We start from the raw sequence: 16,007 nt of genomic DNA on the forward strand, positions 1-16,007 counted from the left end.
AATCACAGCAAACCCAGCCAGCTCATCACCGGTTTAATGAAAACGATACTCCCGATGATGACGGCGAACACCGCAGCCAGCAAAACTGCACCGGCCGCGGTGTCCTTCGCCGCTTTTGCCAGCGGATGTATATGCGGATGCGCCAGATCTACAGCAGCTTCCACTGCTGTATTCATCAGCTCCGTCACAAGAACCAGAAAAACGGCTGTCAGTACAAACATCCAGTCCGTTCTGGAAATCCCGAAAAAAAAGCCGGCTGCACACATCAAAATGGCGACTCCTGTATGAACTCTTACATTCCGCTGAGTCCGCAGCCCGTATACGATTCCTTCCGCAGCATTGCGGAATACCATCCCCCAGGAGCGCCTTTTCATTATCGTGTCAACCCGGCTTGGGCGAGTACCGCTTCCTGTTTGCCCATCATTTCGGCTTCGCTGGCTTCATCTTGATGATCATATCCAAGCAAGTGCAAGAAGCCATGAACAAACAGGAACCCGAGCTCACGTTCAAATGAATGCCCATATTCTTCACTCTGCAGGATGGTCCGTGGAACAGAAATAATAATATCCCCCAGAACATCCGGCATTTCTTCCATTTCTTCATCTTCGTCCAGTTCGTAGATGATATCCAGTTCCTCATCCACAGTCTCATTCATTGCAAAAGACAATACATCTGTTGGACGATCAATGCCGCGATAGTCACGGTTCAGCTCATGAATCTGCTCATCATCTACGAAAGTCAGGGCCACTTCCCCGTCCGCAACACCCTCTGCTTCCCCTGCAAGGTTCAGCAGCTGCTCCAACATTGCGATCATCGGTTCGGTGATTTCTTTATCCTGTTGTTCATTATTCCATGCTAGGTTAAGACTCATTCTTTCATACTCCTGTCTTCTTATATTAGCGAATCAACCCGCTTCAGGCGAGGTAGGCTTCGGTTTCTTCATTTCTTCCGGATATTCAATCCTGGAGTGGAATATGCCCATGACGGTTTCCTTAAGGGTCTTGGCGACGATATCCAGCTCCCGCATTGTCAGATCACAGTCGTTAAACTGATGATCGTCCAGTCGACCTTTAATAATCTTTTCGATCATGGACTCCACTTGTTCCACAGTAGGCTTCCGCAAGGAACGGACCGCAGCTTCCACACTGTCAGCAATGCCAACAATCGCCGACTCTTTGGACTGAGCCTTGGGACCCGGATAACGGAAATCATCTTCCGTAAAATCAGGTTCTACTCCTGCTTCCTCAGCCTGACGCAGTGCTTTGTGATAGAAGTAATGCAGGAAGGTTGTTCCATGATGCTGCTCAGCAATGTCCCGAATAGGCCTCGGCAGCTTGTAGTCCTTCTGCATTTCCACACCATCGCGTGCGTGAGCCACGATAATGGACTTGCTCAGCTTTGGATCAATCGAATCATGCGGATTTTCCATATTGTTTTGATTTTCAATGAAATAAATCGGTCGCTTGGTCTTGCCAATATCATGGTAATACGAGCCGACCCGACATAACAACCCATTGGCACCGATCGCCTCTGCGGCGGCTTCTGACAGGTTTCCTACCATCACACTGTGGTGATAGGTTCCCGGTGTCTCTGTTAGCAGTTTACGTAGTAGCGGGTGATTGGGATTAGACAGTTCCACCAGCTTCAGCGCAGACAAGATGCCAAATGAGGTTTCGAAAAATGGCATTAGCCCAATAACCAATATGGCGGTCAGTACGCCTCCGGCAAACGCAAATCCAATGCCATAGAGCGTCGTCGTCCGATTCCAGTCACTTGAGTCAATCAGAGCCAGGGTGAAGACTGCGATCGATCCGAACAGACAGACCATAATGGCGCCTTTCAGGATCGTAGACCGCTGACTTGCCCGATGGGTGGCGAAGATCGCAACAAACGATACCAACACCGCGAAGAATCCAAGTTCAAAGTCAAAAATCTGACCCTGATGTGTATTCAAAATAATACTCGACAGCATGCCGATAATAATCGAGCAGACAAAGGCAAGCGATGTATCCAGCAGCAATGCAATTAACATTGCTCCTACGGCAACAGGGGCAAGAAAGCCTACGTATGAATTCTCACTGGTCTGGAGTATCGCCGTAACATGCATAACTACAATCGTAATAATAAATATGAGAACAAGCATCAGCAGTTGAGCATTATTATATTTGAAATGCGTTCCGCTGAATTGCTGAATATACATGAGAATCGCTGCCGACAACAGACAAGACAGCATAAGCAGTCCAAGCTGAGGCCAATAGTTCACTTCGTTTTTCAGCAAATCGTTCTCGCCCAGAAGGGTGTACATCTCCGGGGTAATCATCTCACCCTTGGCAACAAGCGTATCTCCTTGCTTGATAAAGACCGTTTGAGTGTTCTCACGAGCCTGTACTTTAGCTTCTTTTGTACCCTCTTCATCGTAGAAGCGGTTAGACGTTACCACAAGACGAGCAAGCTCCTGTACAACTTCACGCTGCGTACGCTTGCTTAGGGAGCTCACACTCACCATCTCGGCCACTTTGGCACGAGCTGTTGTAGCCTCACTAATCTGGTCGGTCATTAATCTGGAGACGATATCCCGAGCAACGGCCTTCATCTCCTGAATATCATCCGAAGTCAGACGTGAAATTTTGATATATGTCTCTTCCGGGATGCGGTAGCTTTGCTCCTGTACCACATTTCTGATCTCTTCCAACAGAGTTTCGGAGTATGTACCCGCTTTCCGGTTGTTGTTGATGAAATTGGAAACAAAATCTTTCTGACGCTGCGGTATTTCATCACGATAGATGTCAATCTTGTCCTGACTGGAAATCTGATCATCCTGATTCAGTCGATCAATACGATCAAGCAGAGTCGTCATCAGATTTTCGTTCCGCATCTGCACGATCTGAAACATTGGCTGTACACGTTCAGCGGCTTCTTCTTGTGCTTTCAGTGTAGCCTTGGTATTCGGGATCTGCATGGGCGCAGCAATATTCACTTCACTTCGTGTGCCTTCCTGAATATCATACCGCTCTGGGAGTAGCTTGGAAGCAAGACTCACGTAGAAGAGGATCACCAGAAACAAAAACAGAAGATAGCGTGCCCACACGCTATACTTCCATCCTGTAGCTCTATTTTGAAAAGATTTGCCTTTTGACAGTTCCTTCGAGGTCATCGAGACAATCCCTTTCTATTCTTGATTTTCTGCGGCGTGGTTATAGGCGACGATGATTTTCTGGACGAGGGAGTGCCGTACAACATCTTGCTCGGCAAAATAGACAAATCCAATCTCTTCCACTTGGCCCAGTATTGCATTGGCTTCCACAAGCCCTGACTTTTTGCCGCGCGGTAAATCAATTTGTGTCACGTCACCGGTAATAACCATTTTGGAACCAAAACCGAGACGAGTCAGAAACATTTTCATCTGCTCCGGTGTCGTATTCTGAGCTTCATCCAGGATAATAAACGAATCATCCAGTGTACGTCCCCGCATATAGGCAAGAGGTGCAATTTCGATCAAACCGCGCTCCAGTGCCTTCGCAGTCTGCTCTTGTCCCATAACATCGTACAAAGCATCGTACAGCGGCCGTAAATAAGGATCAACTTTTTCCTGAAGATCACCAGGCAAGAAACCAAGACTCTCTCCCGCTTCAACTGCAGGTCTTGTGAGCACGATCCGCTTGACGCTTCCTTCCTTAATTGCTGCCACAGCCAGGACAACAGCAAGATACGTTTTACCTGTACCGGCTGGACCGATACCAAATACAACATCACGTTTTTTTATTGTAGTTACATAGTGTTTCTGTCCAATCGTTTTAACACGGATCGGCTTACCACGGTACGTCGTTGTAATCTCGCCTTTGAACAGATCCAGAAGCTGGTCTGCACGCAGTTCCTTTGCAAGCTCAATAGCATACTTAACGTCCCTTTCGGTTAACACATATCCGTTACGTACCAATTGCAACAACACATCAAATAATTGTTCAAGCGATTCCACATTCTGCATGTTGCCATGGATCACAATCTCCGCTTCACGGGATGCGATCTGGGCGGGAATCTCGGATTCAATCAGTTTCAGAAAAATATCTTGGGGTCCAAAAAGAGATTGACCCTCTCCCGCACTTTGGAGGGAGATTCGTATGCTGCGTGTTTGCTCTGACAAATAGCCTCATTCTCCTTGACTATGGACTAACGGAAGTTCTTCCGCAATGCTTTCTTCCACTTCAAATAATACTTTCATATAAACTTTACCATTCTCTTTCTTCTCATGCAAAATTTTTTCGCTTAAAATTTTCGTTCCTTTGCCGTTTTTGGCGATAATATCGTTTCTTGCTCCTTCCAATCCTTTCGTTCTAGCCCATTCAATCGTGTGCTGCTCCTCTTGTTCCCGAGTTTCCAAATCTTTCTCGGTCAGCCATCCCATGGGAAGTGTGAAGGATCTCCAGGTCAGCGGTTTATGATCACTTTCGGTATCAAATGTGGTAAAAGGCGTATTCCCGTATCCCCAGAGTTGTATCGCCCATTTCCCCAGCACAATGTAAAAACGTTCCTTGCTATCTCCAGTCATCGTATTATGTTTCTGCACAAGAGGGACTTCGACTTGATATTCACGCCACACCAGTCCGCGCACTTCCCCTTTGGCTACAATGGTCTTTGTATTCTCTTCATCTCCCAAAATACCGGATATCAGTACCTGCCCCTTCTTGACACGCATGTCCTTCTGCACGACAGGGCGTCCCTGCTCCGCGTAAATTTGAGTGATTACAGCGTCTGTTTTACTGACCAGATGTCTCGGGTTCAGCAGCGGTTCACGCTTGGGCTGTGCTGACTCCACAACCTGGATGGTGATGGTTGTCCCTTCTTTGCTCACCCCAATCCAGGTTACATCTGGCAGAGCCAGCGCGAGCTGTCTGGAGAGCTTGTCCTGGCTTTGCAGCCGAAATCCCCACTGGAAGGGGTAGATGCCTTCTTTCTTTGCTGCCGCGAGCACTTCATCCGTGGGAATCGTCACATTGCCTTTCACTTCTACATTCCAAACCATTGATGATAACGCAAACAGAGCTGCTACAAAAAATAGCATGCCGCCTAGAAAGAACTTCCTTCTTAACAAACGGGCTGCAAAAAAAGGAAATCCACTCCGGTGTGTCACCTTTACCCGGCAGCCTGTCCGTTTCAGCAAAGGACGCAGCCTGAAAAAATGCGGTAGCAGAATATTCATTTCTGCCTTGCGTCCATCATGGGCACGCAGGTCCCATACTTCCAGTCCCTGCTCTGCCACCGTATTGATTAATGCTTCAATATCCCCCCCAGTGACCGTGATTCGGACTGCTCCGCGCAGTTTGTACAGACTGGGCTGCTTCATCCGTTCCCCTCCGCTCCATTCATATGAATATCCAGAATTGTTCCTTCAACAGCCACTTCATCCGGCAAAATATTGCGAATCATCAGTTCAGTTCCTTTGATCTCCAGCTGACCCTGTGAGAGAGCCAGAACGATGCGATCCGGTGTAAAATGAATGACACCACGATGATTCTCTATATACAATTGCTTTGTGCCGATCAGGGTTAACCGTGGCATATCGTAAAGCACGTCCTGCGGCAGATCCAGAACTTCACTGGTCCATCTGCGCAGCTTGCGGCTGATCCGGGTCATTCGAAGGTCTTCCCCCTTCCTCTACAGTTCAACTTATGCGCAGATTCTTGAAATTATGAAAACTACGGACCGTGTTAGATGTGAAAATAAAAAGAGGCCGAAACAGAAAAAAGCCGTCGTCTGGGATTATGCTCACCAGAGACGGCTTTTCACTTTTTAAAACCATATGAAGTTATAGTTTGCCTCGTGTTCCAAAGGGTTGTTTAGAGCGCGGAGAACCGAGAACCTCTGCCCATAACACACCAGTACGAATGTCTTCCCGGCGAAGCTGGGACGGTCCAGACTCGTTGGATGGAACTTCATCCCAACTGGAGTCAGACACAACCGGTGTATTTGCAGTAGAAATACGATCGAGTCGCTCCCGAATTTCACGTTGTCGTTGCTCCATCACTTTCATTTGTTCTTCGAGGGAGTTTTCCATTCCACCCAGAGAACCCCGTCCTCCAAAGTCGTCATTCACCGGACGGGCAGATGTCGTTGCCGGCTGCGAATAGGTTTGATCATATCGATCATCGTACTGATCGTCATCATACCGCTCGTCGTACTGCTCATCATAGCGTGGATCTGAAGGACCCGATGACTGCTGCGGTGCAGTATTTCCCCGCGAGCGATCATTCCGGTCCGAATCACCACTCCCTCCAAACGTAGGCATCCCGTTATTTGCACGCTTTTTGTTCGGATCAGCCGACTTGGCTGCTTTTCCAAGGAAGGAAAAGAGTGCAAAAGCGATGACTGCTACAATATACAGATTGTTAAAAATCCATTCAAATAGGCCCATATGCACTCACCGCCTATCTTCCGTTTTTGGAATCACCGTGATCGTTGGAGTTTGTATTTTCACCAGGTTTTCCTAATGTGTTGCGCATTTGAGTATCTGCTTCAATGTTTTTCAGGTTCATGTAGTCCATTACACCAATTTTACCGCTACGGAGTGCTTCAGCCATAGCAAGAGGTACTTGGGATTCAGATTCAACTACACGCGCTCTCATTTCCACTACGCGCGCTTTCATCTCTTGTTCTTGGGCTACGGCCATTGCGCGGCGCTCTTCCGCTTTTGCCTGTGCAATACGTTTGTCAGCCTCTGCCTGCTCCGTTTGCAGGAAGGCACCAATGTTTTTACCTACATCCACGTCCGCGATATCAATAGACAGGATTTCAAAAGCGGTACCTGCATCCAGCCCTTTGGACAATACGGTACGGGAGATCAGATCCGGATTTTCCAGGACGTCTTTATGGGAATTCGAGGAACCGTTTGTACTTACGATACCTTCACCGACACGGGCAATAATCGTCTCTTCACCCGCACCACCGACGAGGCGGTCAATATTGGCACGAACCGTAACCCGCGCTCTTACTTTAACTTCGATACCATCTTTGGCTACCGCAGAAACAATCGGCGTTTCAATAACACGTGGGTTTACACTCATCTGTACGGCTTGCAATACGTCACGACCCGCAAGGTCGATCGCAGCAGCACGTTCAAATTCGAGTGGAATGTTCGCACGTTGTGCAGCAATCAGGGCGTTGACCACTCGGTCTACGTTACCACCGGCTAGGAAGTGACTCTCCAGTTGATTCATTGTCAATTGAAGTCCAGCTTTGGTTGCTTTAATCAGTGGATTTACGATCCTGCTAGGTGTTACACGTCTTAGTCTCATCGCTACCAGCGTGATAATCCCCACGCGTACGCCCGATGCAAGGGCTGAGATCCAGAGCATAACCGGGAAAAAGCTGAAGAATACGCTCAATACGATAATCGCAACTACCGCAATAAGCAAAACCGTAATCAAGGTTGGTTCCATAGTCAAAATTCCTCCATTTGCAATTTAATTTTTGTAAGAAACATGATAAAAACAGTGTGGAACTTTGCTGCTGTGCATTGATTTACACCACTCGACTAGCAGCCTCCGTAGAATGGTTATGTACATTGCCGAAGCTTTAATCAACTCCGGCAACAGAGCGGGTTACACCGGTAATGCTTGTTGAACCACAATCCGGGTACCTTCCGCTTTGATCACAATAATTGGTGTATCAATCGGAATGAAATCTCCATCCGACACCACATCGACACGCTCTCCGTTAAGTATCGCTGTTCCCGAGGGACGAAGTGGAGTCAAACTGATGCCCTGCAAACCGATCAACTCTTTGCGTTCTGTCGCCGAAGAGTATCCTTGATCAGCAGACAGCCTGTCACTTAATATGAATCGATTCCATATGCCTCGATCCTTAAACAGAATAACAACGATTGCAATGACTACCAGCGCGGCTCCAAAAGCAATACCTAACGATATAAATGCATCACTTGTATCATAGGCAGCTCGCACGACACCAGCGACAAGCGCAATCGATCCCAAAATCCCCAGAATACCGAAGCTCGGGATAAACATCTCGAGGATCATCATGATGAGTCCGACAGTGAATAACACCCATGTCTCCGCTCCGGCAAAACCGGCAATGTAGTTCCCTGAGAAATAAAGCACAAAGCACACGATACCAACAATACCAGGCACTCCGAACCCAGGTACAATTAACTCAATGATCACACCAGCTATTCCGAGGAATAGCAATACAGTCATGACGACAGGATTGGTGAGAAATGTGGATATGTTCTCTGCAGCTGTTCTCTGAACAGTGAACACATCATCCTGACTGTAACCAAGCCAAGCTGCAGCTTCTTCCGGCGTGTTGCTGATATGGTCCGCATAGCCCACTTTCAGCGCTTCTTCGGCCGAGAGAGCAATAATTTCACCTTTTTGCTTAGTTTTATTAATCTCAGGCATCTCCACGACCATGTTAACATCCGTCATTCCGGCTGCAATTTTGCCGTCACGGCCACTTTTCTCAGCCGCTCCCTGCATCTTGCTCTTCCAGAATGCAACCAGCTTCGGATCATCAACATGTTTACCCGTGCTGTCTACCATCGCTGCCGCACCAATCATACTCCCTGGCGACATTACGATCTTATCTGCATTCAAGGCCAGAAAACTTCCGGCCGAGGCAGCATCTCCACGGACAAATGCAACGGTTTCAACTGGGCTTTCCTTAATTAATGTACCCAGTTCTTCTGCCGTGTCGACACGCCCTCCCGGCGTATTGATATCCAGAACGATCAGGCCAGCATTCATCTCTTCTGCTTCTTTGAACCCGCGTTCCATAAACTTGCCAAGTCCCTGCTCGATTGGTTTATCCACCGGAATGATATATACGGCGCCACTTTTCTCAGCTGCATGCGCTGACGGTGATCCAATCCAGACAGGAAGCAGCAGCGTCAGTAGCATCATGAGCATCAATGGCCCCGTAAGCTTCTTCCGGCGCTTTCCCTTCACAAATAGTCCCCCCTTTTCCATTAATGTTATACTGTCCAGCTTATGGTATTTATTACGTACAATGCAACATTTCGTTTCAAAATCTTAAACTTATATTTGAAACCGGAAGCAATTGCAACATTTTAAATCCATAATCATATATATTATCCATTTAAAAGCAATATTTGTGAATTTCCATGAACAAATGAACGATTACTAATTACGTTTCAAATTTCTTCTGGGAAATGAGTACCGTATCAATGATGTAAAATGGAAAAAACACCCCCTGACAAGTCAGGAGGTGTTTATTGATTTGCTTTATTGCAGAAATTGTTGAACTGCTTGATTTACCAGTTTGCCATCCGCTTTGCCTTTGACTTTCGGCATAAGGGCAGACATGACTTTCCCCATCTCGGCTTTCGAAGAAGCACCGGTTTCCTGGATGGTCTGCTGTACAATAACTTTAATTTCTTCTTCGGTAAGCTGTGCGGGAAGGTACTGACTGAGTAATTCAATTTCCGCTTTTGCATTTGCCGCGAGGTCTTCACGGCCCGCTTTGTCAAATTCTTGGAGGGCATCTTTGCGCTGTTTGATTTCACGACTCAGAATATCAAGCACTTCGTTATCATCCAAATCTCTTTTCAAATCTATTTCAAGATTCTTGATCGTCGAACGAATCAACCGAATGTTGGAGAGCTTGAACTTGTCCTTGCTCTTCATCGCTTGCTTCATATCTTCGTTCAATCGTTCGCTAAGATTCATGTAGTTAAAATCCTCCTAAAACTTTCTCTTACGAGCAGCCTCGGACTTTTTCTTGCGCTTTACGCTTGGCTTCTCATAATGCTTACGTTTCTTCACCTCAGCCAATACGCCATCTTTTGCGATGGAACGTTTAAAGCGACGAAGTGCAGCATCAATAGTCTCGTTTTTGCGAACTTTAGTTTCAGACACCAGTTTTCCCTCCCTCCGACCAGACCGTCCAAGAGCAATAACACGGTTCATCACCTTTCATTATAGGCGAAAGGTAATAAAGGTGTCAACCTTAACGTAATGATCATTTATTTTATGTGAACTTCAGCTCCATATTCATGCCTTTTATGCATATATGAATCAGTCCTGATTTAAAGTAACTTGGATCGTTTATTTGTGTGAGTCTGACAAACTTGTCAACACACCAAGTCGGGTCCCACCAAGCAAATGATAGTGCAGATGATGAACGGTTTGTTCTCCATCCTTGCCGCAGTTATTAATCAGTCGGTAACCTGTTTCTTCCACGCCGAGACGCTTGGCCGCTTCCTGCGCAGCCAAATGAATCTCACCGATCAACGGCAAGTCTTCCGCCGTTACTTCATTCATGGAAGCAATATGTTTCTTGGGAATAACGAGTACATGGGTCGGTGCAGCGGGCTGGATGTCATGAAAGACGATGACATGGTCATTCTCCAGTACCTTATTGGAGGGAATGCTGCCCTCTACAATTTTGCAAAATAAGCAATCCATTGTTCATACCCTCCTTCGAATTAAAAATTATGTATACCCTACTATCATACCGGAACTGAAAACTCACGTCCAATTTAACCTGTTTCAATTCAATAATAATAGCAACAAAAGAACCTCTCACATCTCAGTGAAGTGCAAAGAATACACCGAAGATGTGAAAGGTTCAGTTTTCATTGGTAAAAGATAATGCTTTCAAGGCCCTATTAATAATAAGGTAACAAAGATAATGCAGTCAGGCCGACCAACGGAAGGACCAGCCTGTTAAACCGTCTGCGACCGTAACCATAATAAGGGTATGGGTAGCCATAGCCCGGGAAGAATCCCCGTGCATGAGCGGGATAAGTAACTGGCATCATATTGGGTCCCCAGTTTGCGTTTGCATGATTAACCACAGCTTCATGCCCCACGGGAACAGCCAAATAAATCATGTCATCATCCACATTTTCCACAATGCCATCATAATGGGCACCGTCATGCATCTGTATACATACATAGCGATGCATGTGTTCCTTACACAGTTTCTTCGCTTCTACCTTTTCCACGTTCGATCGCCTCCCGAATCTGTTCTGCTCTTCATCACCCTTTCATCGTATTCAGATCTGGGCGAAATGACACTGTGAATGACAAGAGTTTCAAGATAAGGGCCTATTAAAAAAAGAAGCACCCCGTTGCAGTTTCCATGCGGAAGTCTGCTGTCGCGGACGTCTAACCAGGATTATTCCTGATCAGACGTCCGCCGGGGTGCTTAACATAAGTTTGTCGGCTTAACTGTAGTATAACAACAGGATGAACCTGTATCTGTGAGCTATCTCACTCAACTGTTACAACGAGTATATAAATGAGATTCAAACCAACAAAACTCAATCAATCAGGAGATTTCCCCCTCAGGAACAACCTTGTACGGCCTGTTCCTGAGGGCATCCCAATTGGGGTCATTCATTCGTATGTGTTCTGTGTTCAAGTTCCTATAATGTTTCCAATACTACGCGAGAGCCAGCTCCGGCCTCGCCCGCTGGAATAACTACAAGTTTGCGTGGCAAGCGTGCTCGCAGCTCCGGAACGTGGCTGATAATACCGACGGCAAGACGGTCATCATGCAATTTTTCTAACGATGTAATGACGGTATCCAGCAGTTCAGGGTCCAATGTGCCAAACCCTTCATCCAGGAAGAAGAATTGCAGCGGATACTGACCGCGCAGCTGAATCTGGGCAGACAGAGCCAGGGCCAGTGACAATGAGGTCAGGAACGTCTCTCCACCAGACAAGGTGGACACCGGACGTTTAACTCCACCGTTTGCATCGTCACAGATGACAAAGCCCCCGCCTGAATCCACCTCAAGTGAATAACGTTGTTTGGTCAGGAAGCGCAGACGCTGTGAAGCAGCCTGACTTACCTGCATCAGTTGTTCTTCTGCAATATACTCGACAAATGCATTACCTCTGAAAGCTGCTTGCAGTTTGCTAAGCATCTCACCTTGTCTGCTCACTTCTACCCGTTTGTTCTCCAACTCGGTCCAGCGAACGTGTCGCTGCTGCACATCTTCCAGATCCCGCTCTGCACGCGCCTTGGCTCTAAGAGCTGCTTCATCCTCTGCACGAGACAGTTTCAGTCGCTCTGAGCATGCCAACCATTGTTCCTCGGATACAACGACTCCGCCCAATTTTTGTTCCAGCTCACGCAATTGAGAAATAAGTTCACGATCACGCTCCCGATGCTGCTGAATTTCCGCGGCAAGACGCTCCGCTTCTTGGGAAGGGAGGGCTGCCTCCACAACAGCATTCTCCGAATCAAATGGCGATTGTTCCATCAATTGCTTCCAGCGTTCCTGTGCCTGCTGCAAATGCTCTGCTGCCGAGGCTGCTGCTTGTTGAGCCATGACATCCTTCTTGGCCGATTCCTGTTTCAACACATCCGCTTCCTTGAAACGCTGTGCTGAATCGGCAGCAATTTTCCGTAGTCCATCCAGACGAGTCTGGGCCGCAGCAATCAAATCCTCGACCCGTTGCTCGCCAACCCATTGACGCAGACGTTCTTCCTTCTCGGCAAGCTGTTTGCTATTGCCTTGCCATTCCGTTTGCCATTGAATCAGCTGTTTGTCCAATTCAACCAGCTTCTGCTGAAGGGACTGTACCAACTGTTCCTTTTCTTCAAGGAACGTCACGCTCTTGTTCAGCCGTTCCTTGATGTCTTCTGCGCGCGCGTCTCGCTCCTGCATCGCCTGGTGAAGGGCCATGGCCTGCTCTTGAACGATGCCGGGCAGTTCCGCGGCCCAGCGGCCGTGCAATGCGGCTGCGGCGGCCTCACTCTCGGCCAACCGGCGCTCCGCCTGTGCGAGTCCGGCTTGGCCTGCCTCCTGCGCAGCAGCCGCTTCCATGCGGCGCTGCTGCGCGCCTACAGCCGCCTGCTGCAACGCGGCGGCTTCCGCTTGCAGCGGCGCTGCGTCAGCGGCCAGCGCCCGCGCGGCTTCGCGCAGTGCGGCGGCACGCTCCGCCCAGTCCGCCGGGGAGCGCCCGTGTACGGGCGAACCGGCGGGCTCTGGCTTCGCAGCCGCAGGCGCGGCCTCGGCTGTGGCCTGGGCTTCGCCGGCCGCAGCGCCAAGCTGCGTCAGCAGGCTGCGACGTTCGTGCAGCTGCTGGCGCAGCCCAAAGCGCAGCTCCTGCAGCTCCGCGTGCAGGCTGCGCAGCAGTTCCAGGTCCGCATCGCCTGCGGGCGGACCTTCTCCCGGCGGCGCAGCCGGGAGCGGGTGGTGTGCGGAGCCGCACACCGGGCATGGCTCGCCGTCGCGCAGCTCGGCGCGCAAGGCGGAGGAGAGCCTATGCAGCTCCTGCTCACGCATTGTTCCGCGCAGCTGCTCCTCCGCCCTGGCCAGCAGGCTCTGTTCGCGGCCAATGTCCTGCTCACAGGCAAGCAAGGCCTCAAGGCCCACTGCCGCCTGTTCGATCAGATGCTGACGCTGTTCACTCAGACGGGTCTCTTCCTGGGCAGCCAGCTTCAGCCGATCTGCCCCCTGTTCAGCCGACTGCTTATTGGCTTCCATCTCAGCCTTGTTCTGGCGCAATTGCTCCGTCGCAGTATCCAAACGATGCTTCAATTCCAGTGCAGCCTGCAGCTGTCTGCGTTCTTCGGACTTCACTTCATTCGGCTTCAGACTTTCCTGTAATTCTTCCCGCCGTTTGCGGCCACGCTGCTGTAGTTCTTTTTCCTTCTCCAGCTGCTGTCCGATGACGCTCTGTTCAGCCTGTCCTTTGTCCAAAAGCTGCTTAAGACGGGTACGATCCTCTCGTAGCCCATCCCGTTCCCGTTGCAACTCCTTGGCCTGTTCAAGCTGTTCCAATCGAAGCAGCAGCTTGGGTTCTTCCTCAGCCATCTGTACACGGGCCGTTTCGGCCTTCTCGGCTTCCAGTACAGACAGCCGTTCATGTTCCACCGCTTGCTGGTGAGCAATCCCGGCTGCATCCTCACGTAACTTCTGCTGTGCTGCTGCGTCACGCATCGTCTGCAATGAAGGCAGTATCGCGTCTGCCGCCCCGGCCAGTTTCAGCCGTTGTTCCCCAGCTTCGATCTGTGGTGCACGTGCTTTCAGCTTTTCGTGTTCCTCCATACGAACCTGGCGTTCATGGCTTAACTCACGGACTTTACCGAGTTGCTCGGCTTCCTTCATCGCTTCATCAAGCGTTTTGCGTGACAATTCAGACTGTTTCACAGCAGCTTGAAGAAGAAGCTCCGTTTCTGCCAACGTCTCTTTGCTGGCATTCCCAAGCCCCTGCTGCTCCGCGGCCAATGACTGATGAACCATATCATTGTCCTTCACCCGACGGCTGAGCTTGATGGCAAGCTGATCTCCATACTTCTCCAGATGGAATAAACGTTGCAGCATCTGGCGTCGTTCACTGCCTTTCAGTGACAGAAACTCAGCAAATTTCCCTTGTGGAAGCACAACGGCCCGCGTAAAATCATCCATTTTCAACCCAATGACATCTTCAACGCATCGGTTCACGTCTGCCAGTTTATCAGCCAGCACCTGTTCCTCTCCGTTGACGGTCTCAATGAATTTGCTTATTGTGTTGCTTACCGATACCTCATTGTTTCGTTTGAAGCGTCGTTCCACCCGAAATCTTCTTGTGCCTTCCGCCGATACAAGTTCAAATGTAAAAGCAACGGACAACGAATCCTCAGCGTGGTTCATGATTCCCTGGGTACCATTAACAGCACGTTCCACTTTTCCGTACATGGCCAGCGTAATCGCGTCGAGCAAAGACGATTTCCCACTGCCTGTAGGACCAAAAATACCGAACAGTCCCGTTTCCGTCAATACAGTAAAATCAATCTCCTGAGTCTCCCGATAACTTTGCAGACCTGCGACTTTCAATAAAATCGGCTTCAATTTCCCTCGACCTCCTCACGCACGCCTGGCTCGTCCTCATCTACGAGTTCCAGGAACAGTTGAACCAGACTGTCTTCAGGTAATGCCCCACCTGTCTGACGCTGATAAAATTTGCGGAAAAGCTCATGTACCGGAAGCTCGGATCGTTGCTCCAAAAGCCCTGCGGCTGCCATCTCGGGATACACCGGACGGATATGGATGATCCCGTCATGCGACTTACGGAGCTGCTGAATTTCTTTCAGAGACATGGCGTCATCCAGCCATACTTCCATATCAATAAAAGCCTGAGGATCACGCCCTTCATCCAGCCACCGATAAACCTCAGCCAGACCGCCACGCGCCTTCCAGCGTACAAGTGGACGTCCGGAGGTCAACAGCACTTCTTCCACGTTTGCGGCGCCTCCTGGTGCCACATCAACCATGGTGACGGACTTACTCTGCCCCGCTTCGGAGAAACTGTAGGCCAGTGGAGAGCCACTATAACGAATCACACCTTCTCCTTTAACTGCCTGCGCACGATGGAGATGCCCCAGTGCTGTATATTGCGCACCTGTCGACAATGCAGAAGGGTCAACCGTATAGGCGCCGCCTACCTGAATGGGACGTTCCGAATCACTTTCCACTCCGCCCAGAACATAAATATGACTCATTGCCAAATTCACCGTATCCGGACGAAAAGAAGCAGCCAGACGCTGCATTAACATGCCAACCCGGCGACTGTATGCCTGGCGAAGCACATTCTCATCCCCATCCGTTGTCAGCAGTTCATTCAGTCGCGCTTCCGAGGGGTATGGCAATGCAGCAATCTGCGCTGTCTCCCCAGTTCTCTTCGCATGGATCGTAACTGCTTCTGAAGTAGGCATACCTACAAGTGTAATTCCCTGTCTGTTCACAAGCGGGGTTACCGAAGCCACTCGCTCCGGCTGATCATGGTTTCCCGCGATCACCACAAGAGGTCTCCCTTGTTCCGTCAGACGCGCCGCAGCCTCATAAAAAAGCTGTTCCGCCGATGCAGGCGGATTTACAGAATCATACACGTCACCAGCCATCAATATGGCATCTGCCTGCTGCTCATCCGCGAGTCTAACAAGCTCATCCACAAAATCCTCCTGCTCTCGCAGCCGGCTCCGTCCCTCCAGCGTTTTCCCCAGATGCCAGTCCCCTGTGTGCAAAATACGCATCGTCC

Annotated in this window: 15 protein-coding genes; all 15 read right to left on the reverse strand. The window is 49.4% G+C overall.

Annotation, left to right across the window (positions count from 1 at the left end):
- Nucleotides 1–2: 2 nt before the first annotated feature.
- The 15 genes from AC4PM4_RS12625 to AC4PM4_RS12695 all read right to left on the reverse strand — a co-directional run bounded on the left by AC4PM4_RS12625 (nt 3) and on the right by AC4PM4_RS12695 (nt 16,002).
- On the reverse strand, nt 3–374 hold the full coding sequence (locus AC4PM4_RS12625; protein WP_063567027.1) for a diacylglycerol kinase family protein: 372 nt from the start codon (nt 372–374) through the stop codon (nt 3–5).
- Nucleotides 374–871 carry an rRNA maturation RNase YbeY gene (gene ybeY / locus AC4PM4_RS12630; protein WP_063567028.1) on the reverse strand — a complete coding sequence of 166 codons (498 nt, stop codon included), beginning with the start codon at nt 869–871 and terminating at the stop codon, nt 374–376. Before ybeY ends, AC4PM4_RS12625 begins: the two co-directional genes overlap by 1 nt.
- A 33-nt stretch (nt 872–904) precedes the next feature.
- Entirely contained in the window at nt 905–3,154 is a 2,250-nt protein-coding gene (locus AC4PM4_RS12635) for an HD family phosphohydrolase (RefSeq protein ID WP_063567029.1), read from the reverse strand.
- Nucleotides 3,155–3,169: 15 nt separating this feature from the next.
- Complete coding sequence (locus tag AC4PM4_RS12640) at nt 3,170–4,141, reverse strand: PhoH family protein (RefSeq protein WP_064636391.1); 972 nt, start codon at nt 4,139–4,141, stop codon at nt 3,170–3,172.
- Between the two features lie 6 nt (nt 4,142–4,147).
- Nucleotides 4,148–5,341, reverse strand: a complete 1,194-nt coding sequence (yqfD, locus tag AC4PM4_RS12645; RefSeq protein WP_064636389.1) for a sporulation protein YqfD — start codon at nt 5,339–5,341, stop codon at nt 4,148–4,150.
- Nucleotides 5,338–5,631 (reverse strand): sporulation protein YqfC, encoded by a 294-nt coding sequence (yqfC, locus tag AC4PM4_RS12650; protein WP_024628472.1) that lies wholly within the window; start codon nt 5,629–5,631, stop codon nt 5,338–5,340. Before yqfC ends, yqfD begins: the two co-directional genes overlap by 4 nt.
- 172 nt (nt 5,632–5,803) lie before the next feature.
- Nucleotides 5,804–6,409, reverse strand: coding sequence for a YqfB family membrane protein (locus tag AC4PM4_RS12655; protein WP_491613724.1), 606 nt, complete (start codon nt 6,407–6,409; stop codon nt 5,804–5,806).
- 13 nt (nt 6,410–6,422) lie between these two features.
- Nucleotides 6,423–7,433, reverse strand: a complete 1,011-nt coding sequence (gene floA / locus AC4PM4_RS12660) for a flotillin-like protein FloA (protein ID WP_162493573.1) — start codon at nt 7,431–7,433, stop codon at nt 6,423–6,425.
- Between the two features lie 162 nt (nt 7,434–7,595).
- Nucleotides 7,596–8,918: an NfeD family protein gene (locus tag AC4PM4_RS12665; protein WP_090810045.1), complete on the reverse strand. Its 1,323-nt coding sequence runs from the start codon at nt 8,916–8,918 to the stop codon at nt 7,596–7,598.
- 336 nt (nt 8,919–9,254) lie between these two features.
- On the reverse strand, nt 9,255–9,698 hold the full coding sequence (locus tag AC4PM4_RS12670; RefSeq protein ID WP_053781272.1) for a GatB/YqeY domain-containing protein: 444 nt from the start codon (nt 9,696–9,698) through the stop codon (nt 9,255–9,257).
- A gap of 15 nt (nt 9,699–9,713) precedes the next feature.
- Nucleotides 9,714–9,887, reverse strand: a complete 174-nt coding sequence (gene rpsU, locus AC4PM4_RS12675) for a 30S ribosomal protein S21 (RefSeq protein WP_005547957.1) — start codon at nt 9,885–9,887, stop codon at nt 9,714–9,716.
- A gap of 189 nt (nt 9,888–10,076) precedes the next feature.
- A complete protein-coding gene (locus tag AC4PM4_RS12680; protein WP_024628477.1) occupies nt 10,077–10,436 on the reverse strand; it encodes a histidine triad nucleotide-binding protein in 360 nt (119 codons plus the stop codon).
- Nucleotides 10,437–10,639: 203 nt separating this feature from the next.
- Nucleotides 10,640–10,978 carry a hypothetical protein gene (locus AC4PM4_RS12685; RefSeq protein WP_063567035.1) on the reverse strand — a complete coding sequence of 113 codons (339 nt, stop codon included), beginning with the start codon at nt 10,976–10,978 and terminating at the stop codon, nt 10,640–10,642.
- A 423-nt stretch (nt 10,979–11,401) separates the two neighbouring features.
- Nucleotides 11,402–14,821, reverse strand: a complete 3,420-nt coding sequence (locus AC4PM4_RS12690; RefSeq protein WP_491613725.1) for an SbcC/MukB-like Walker B domain-containing protein — start codon at nt 14,819–14,821, stop codon at nt 11,402–11,404.
- On the reverse strand, nt 14,818–16,002 hold the full coding sequence (locus AC4PM4_RS12695) for an exonuclease SbcCD subunit D (protein ID WP_090998077.1): 1,185 nt from the start codon (nt 16,000–16,002) through the stop codon (nt 14,818–14,820). Before AC4PM4_RS12695 ends, AC4PM4_RS12690 begins: the two co-directional genes overlap by 4 nt.
- Between the last annotated feature and the right edge of the window lie 5 nt (nt 16,003–16,007).

The sequence above is a fragment of the Paenibacillus sp. MDV22-iso6 genome, assembly GCF_058408365.1.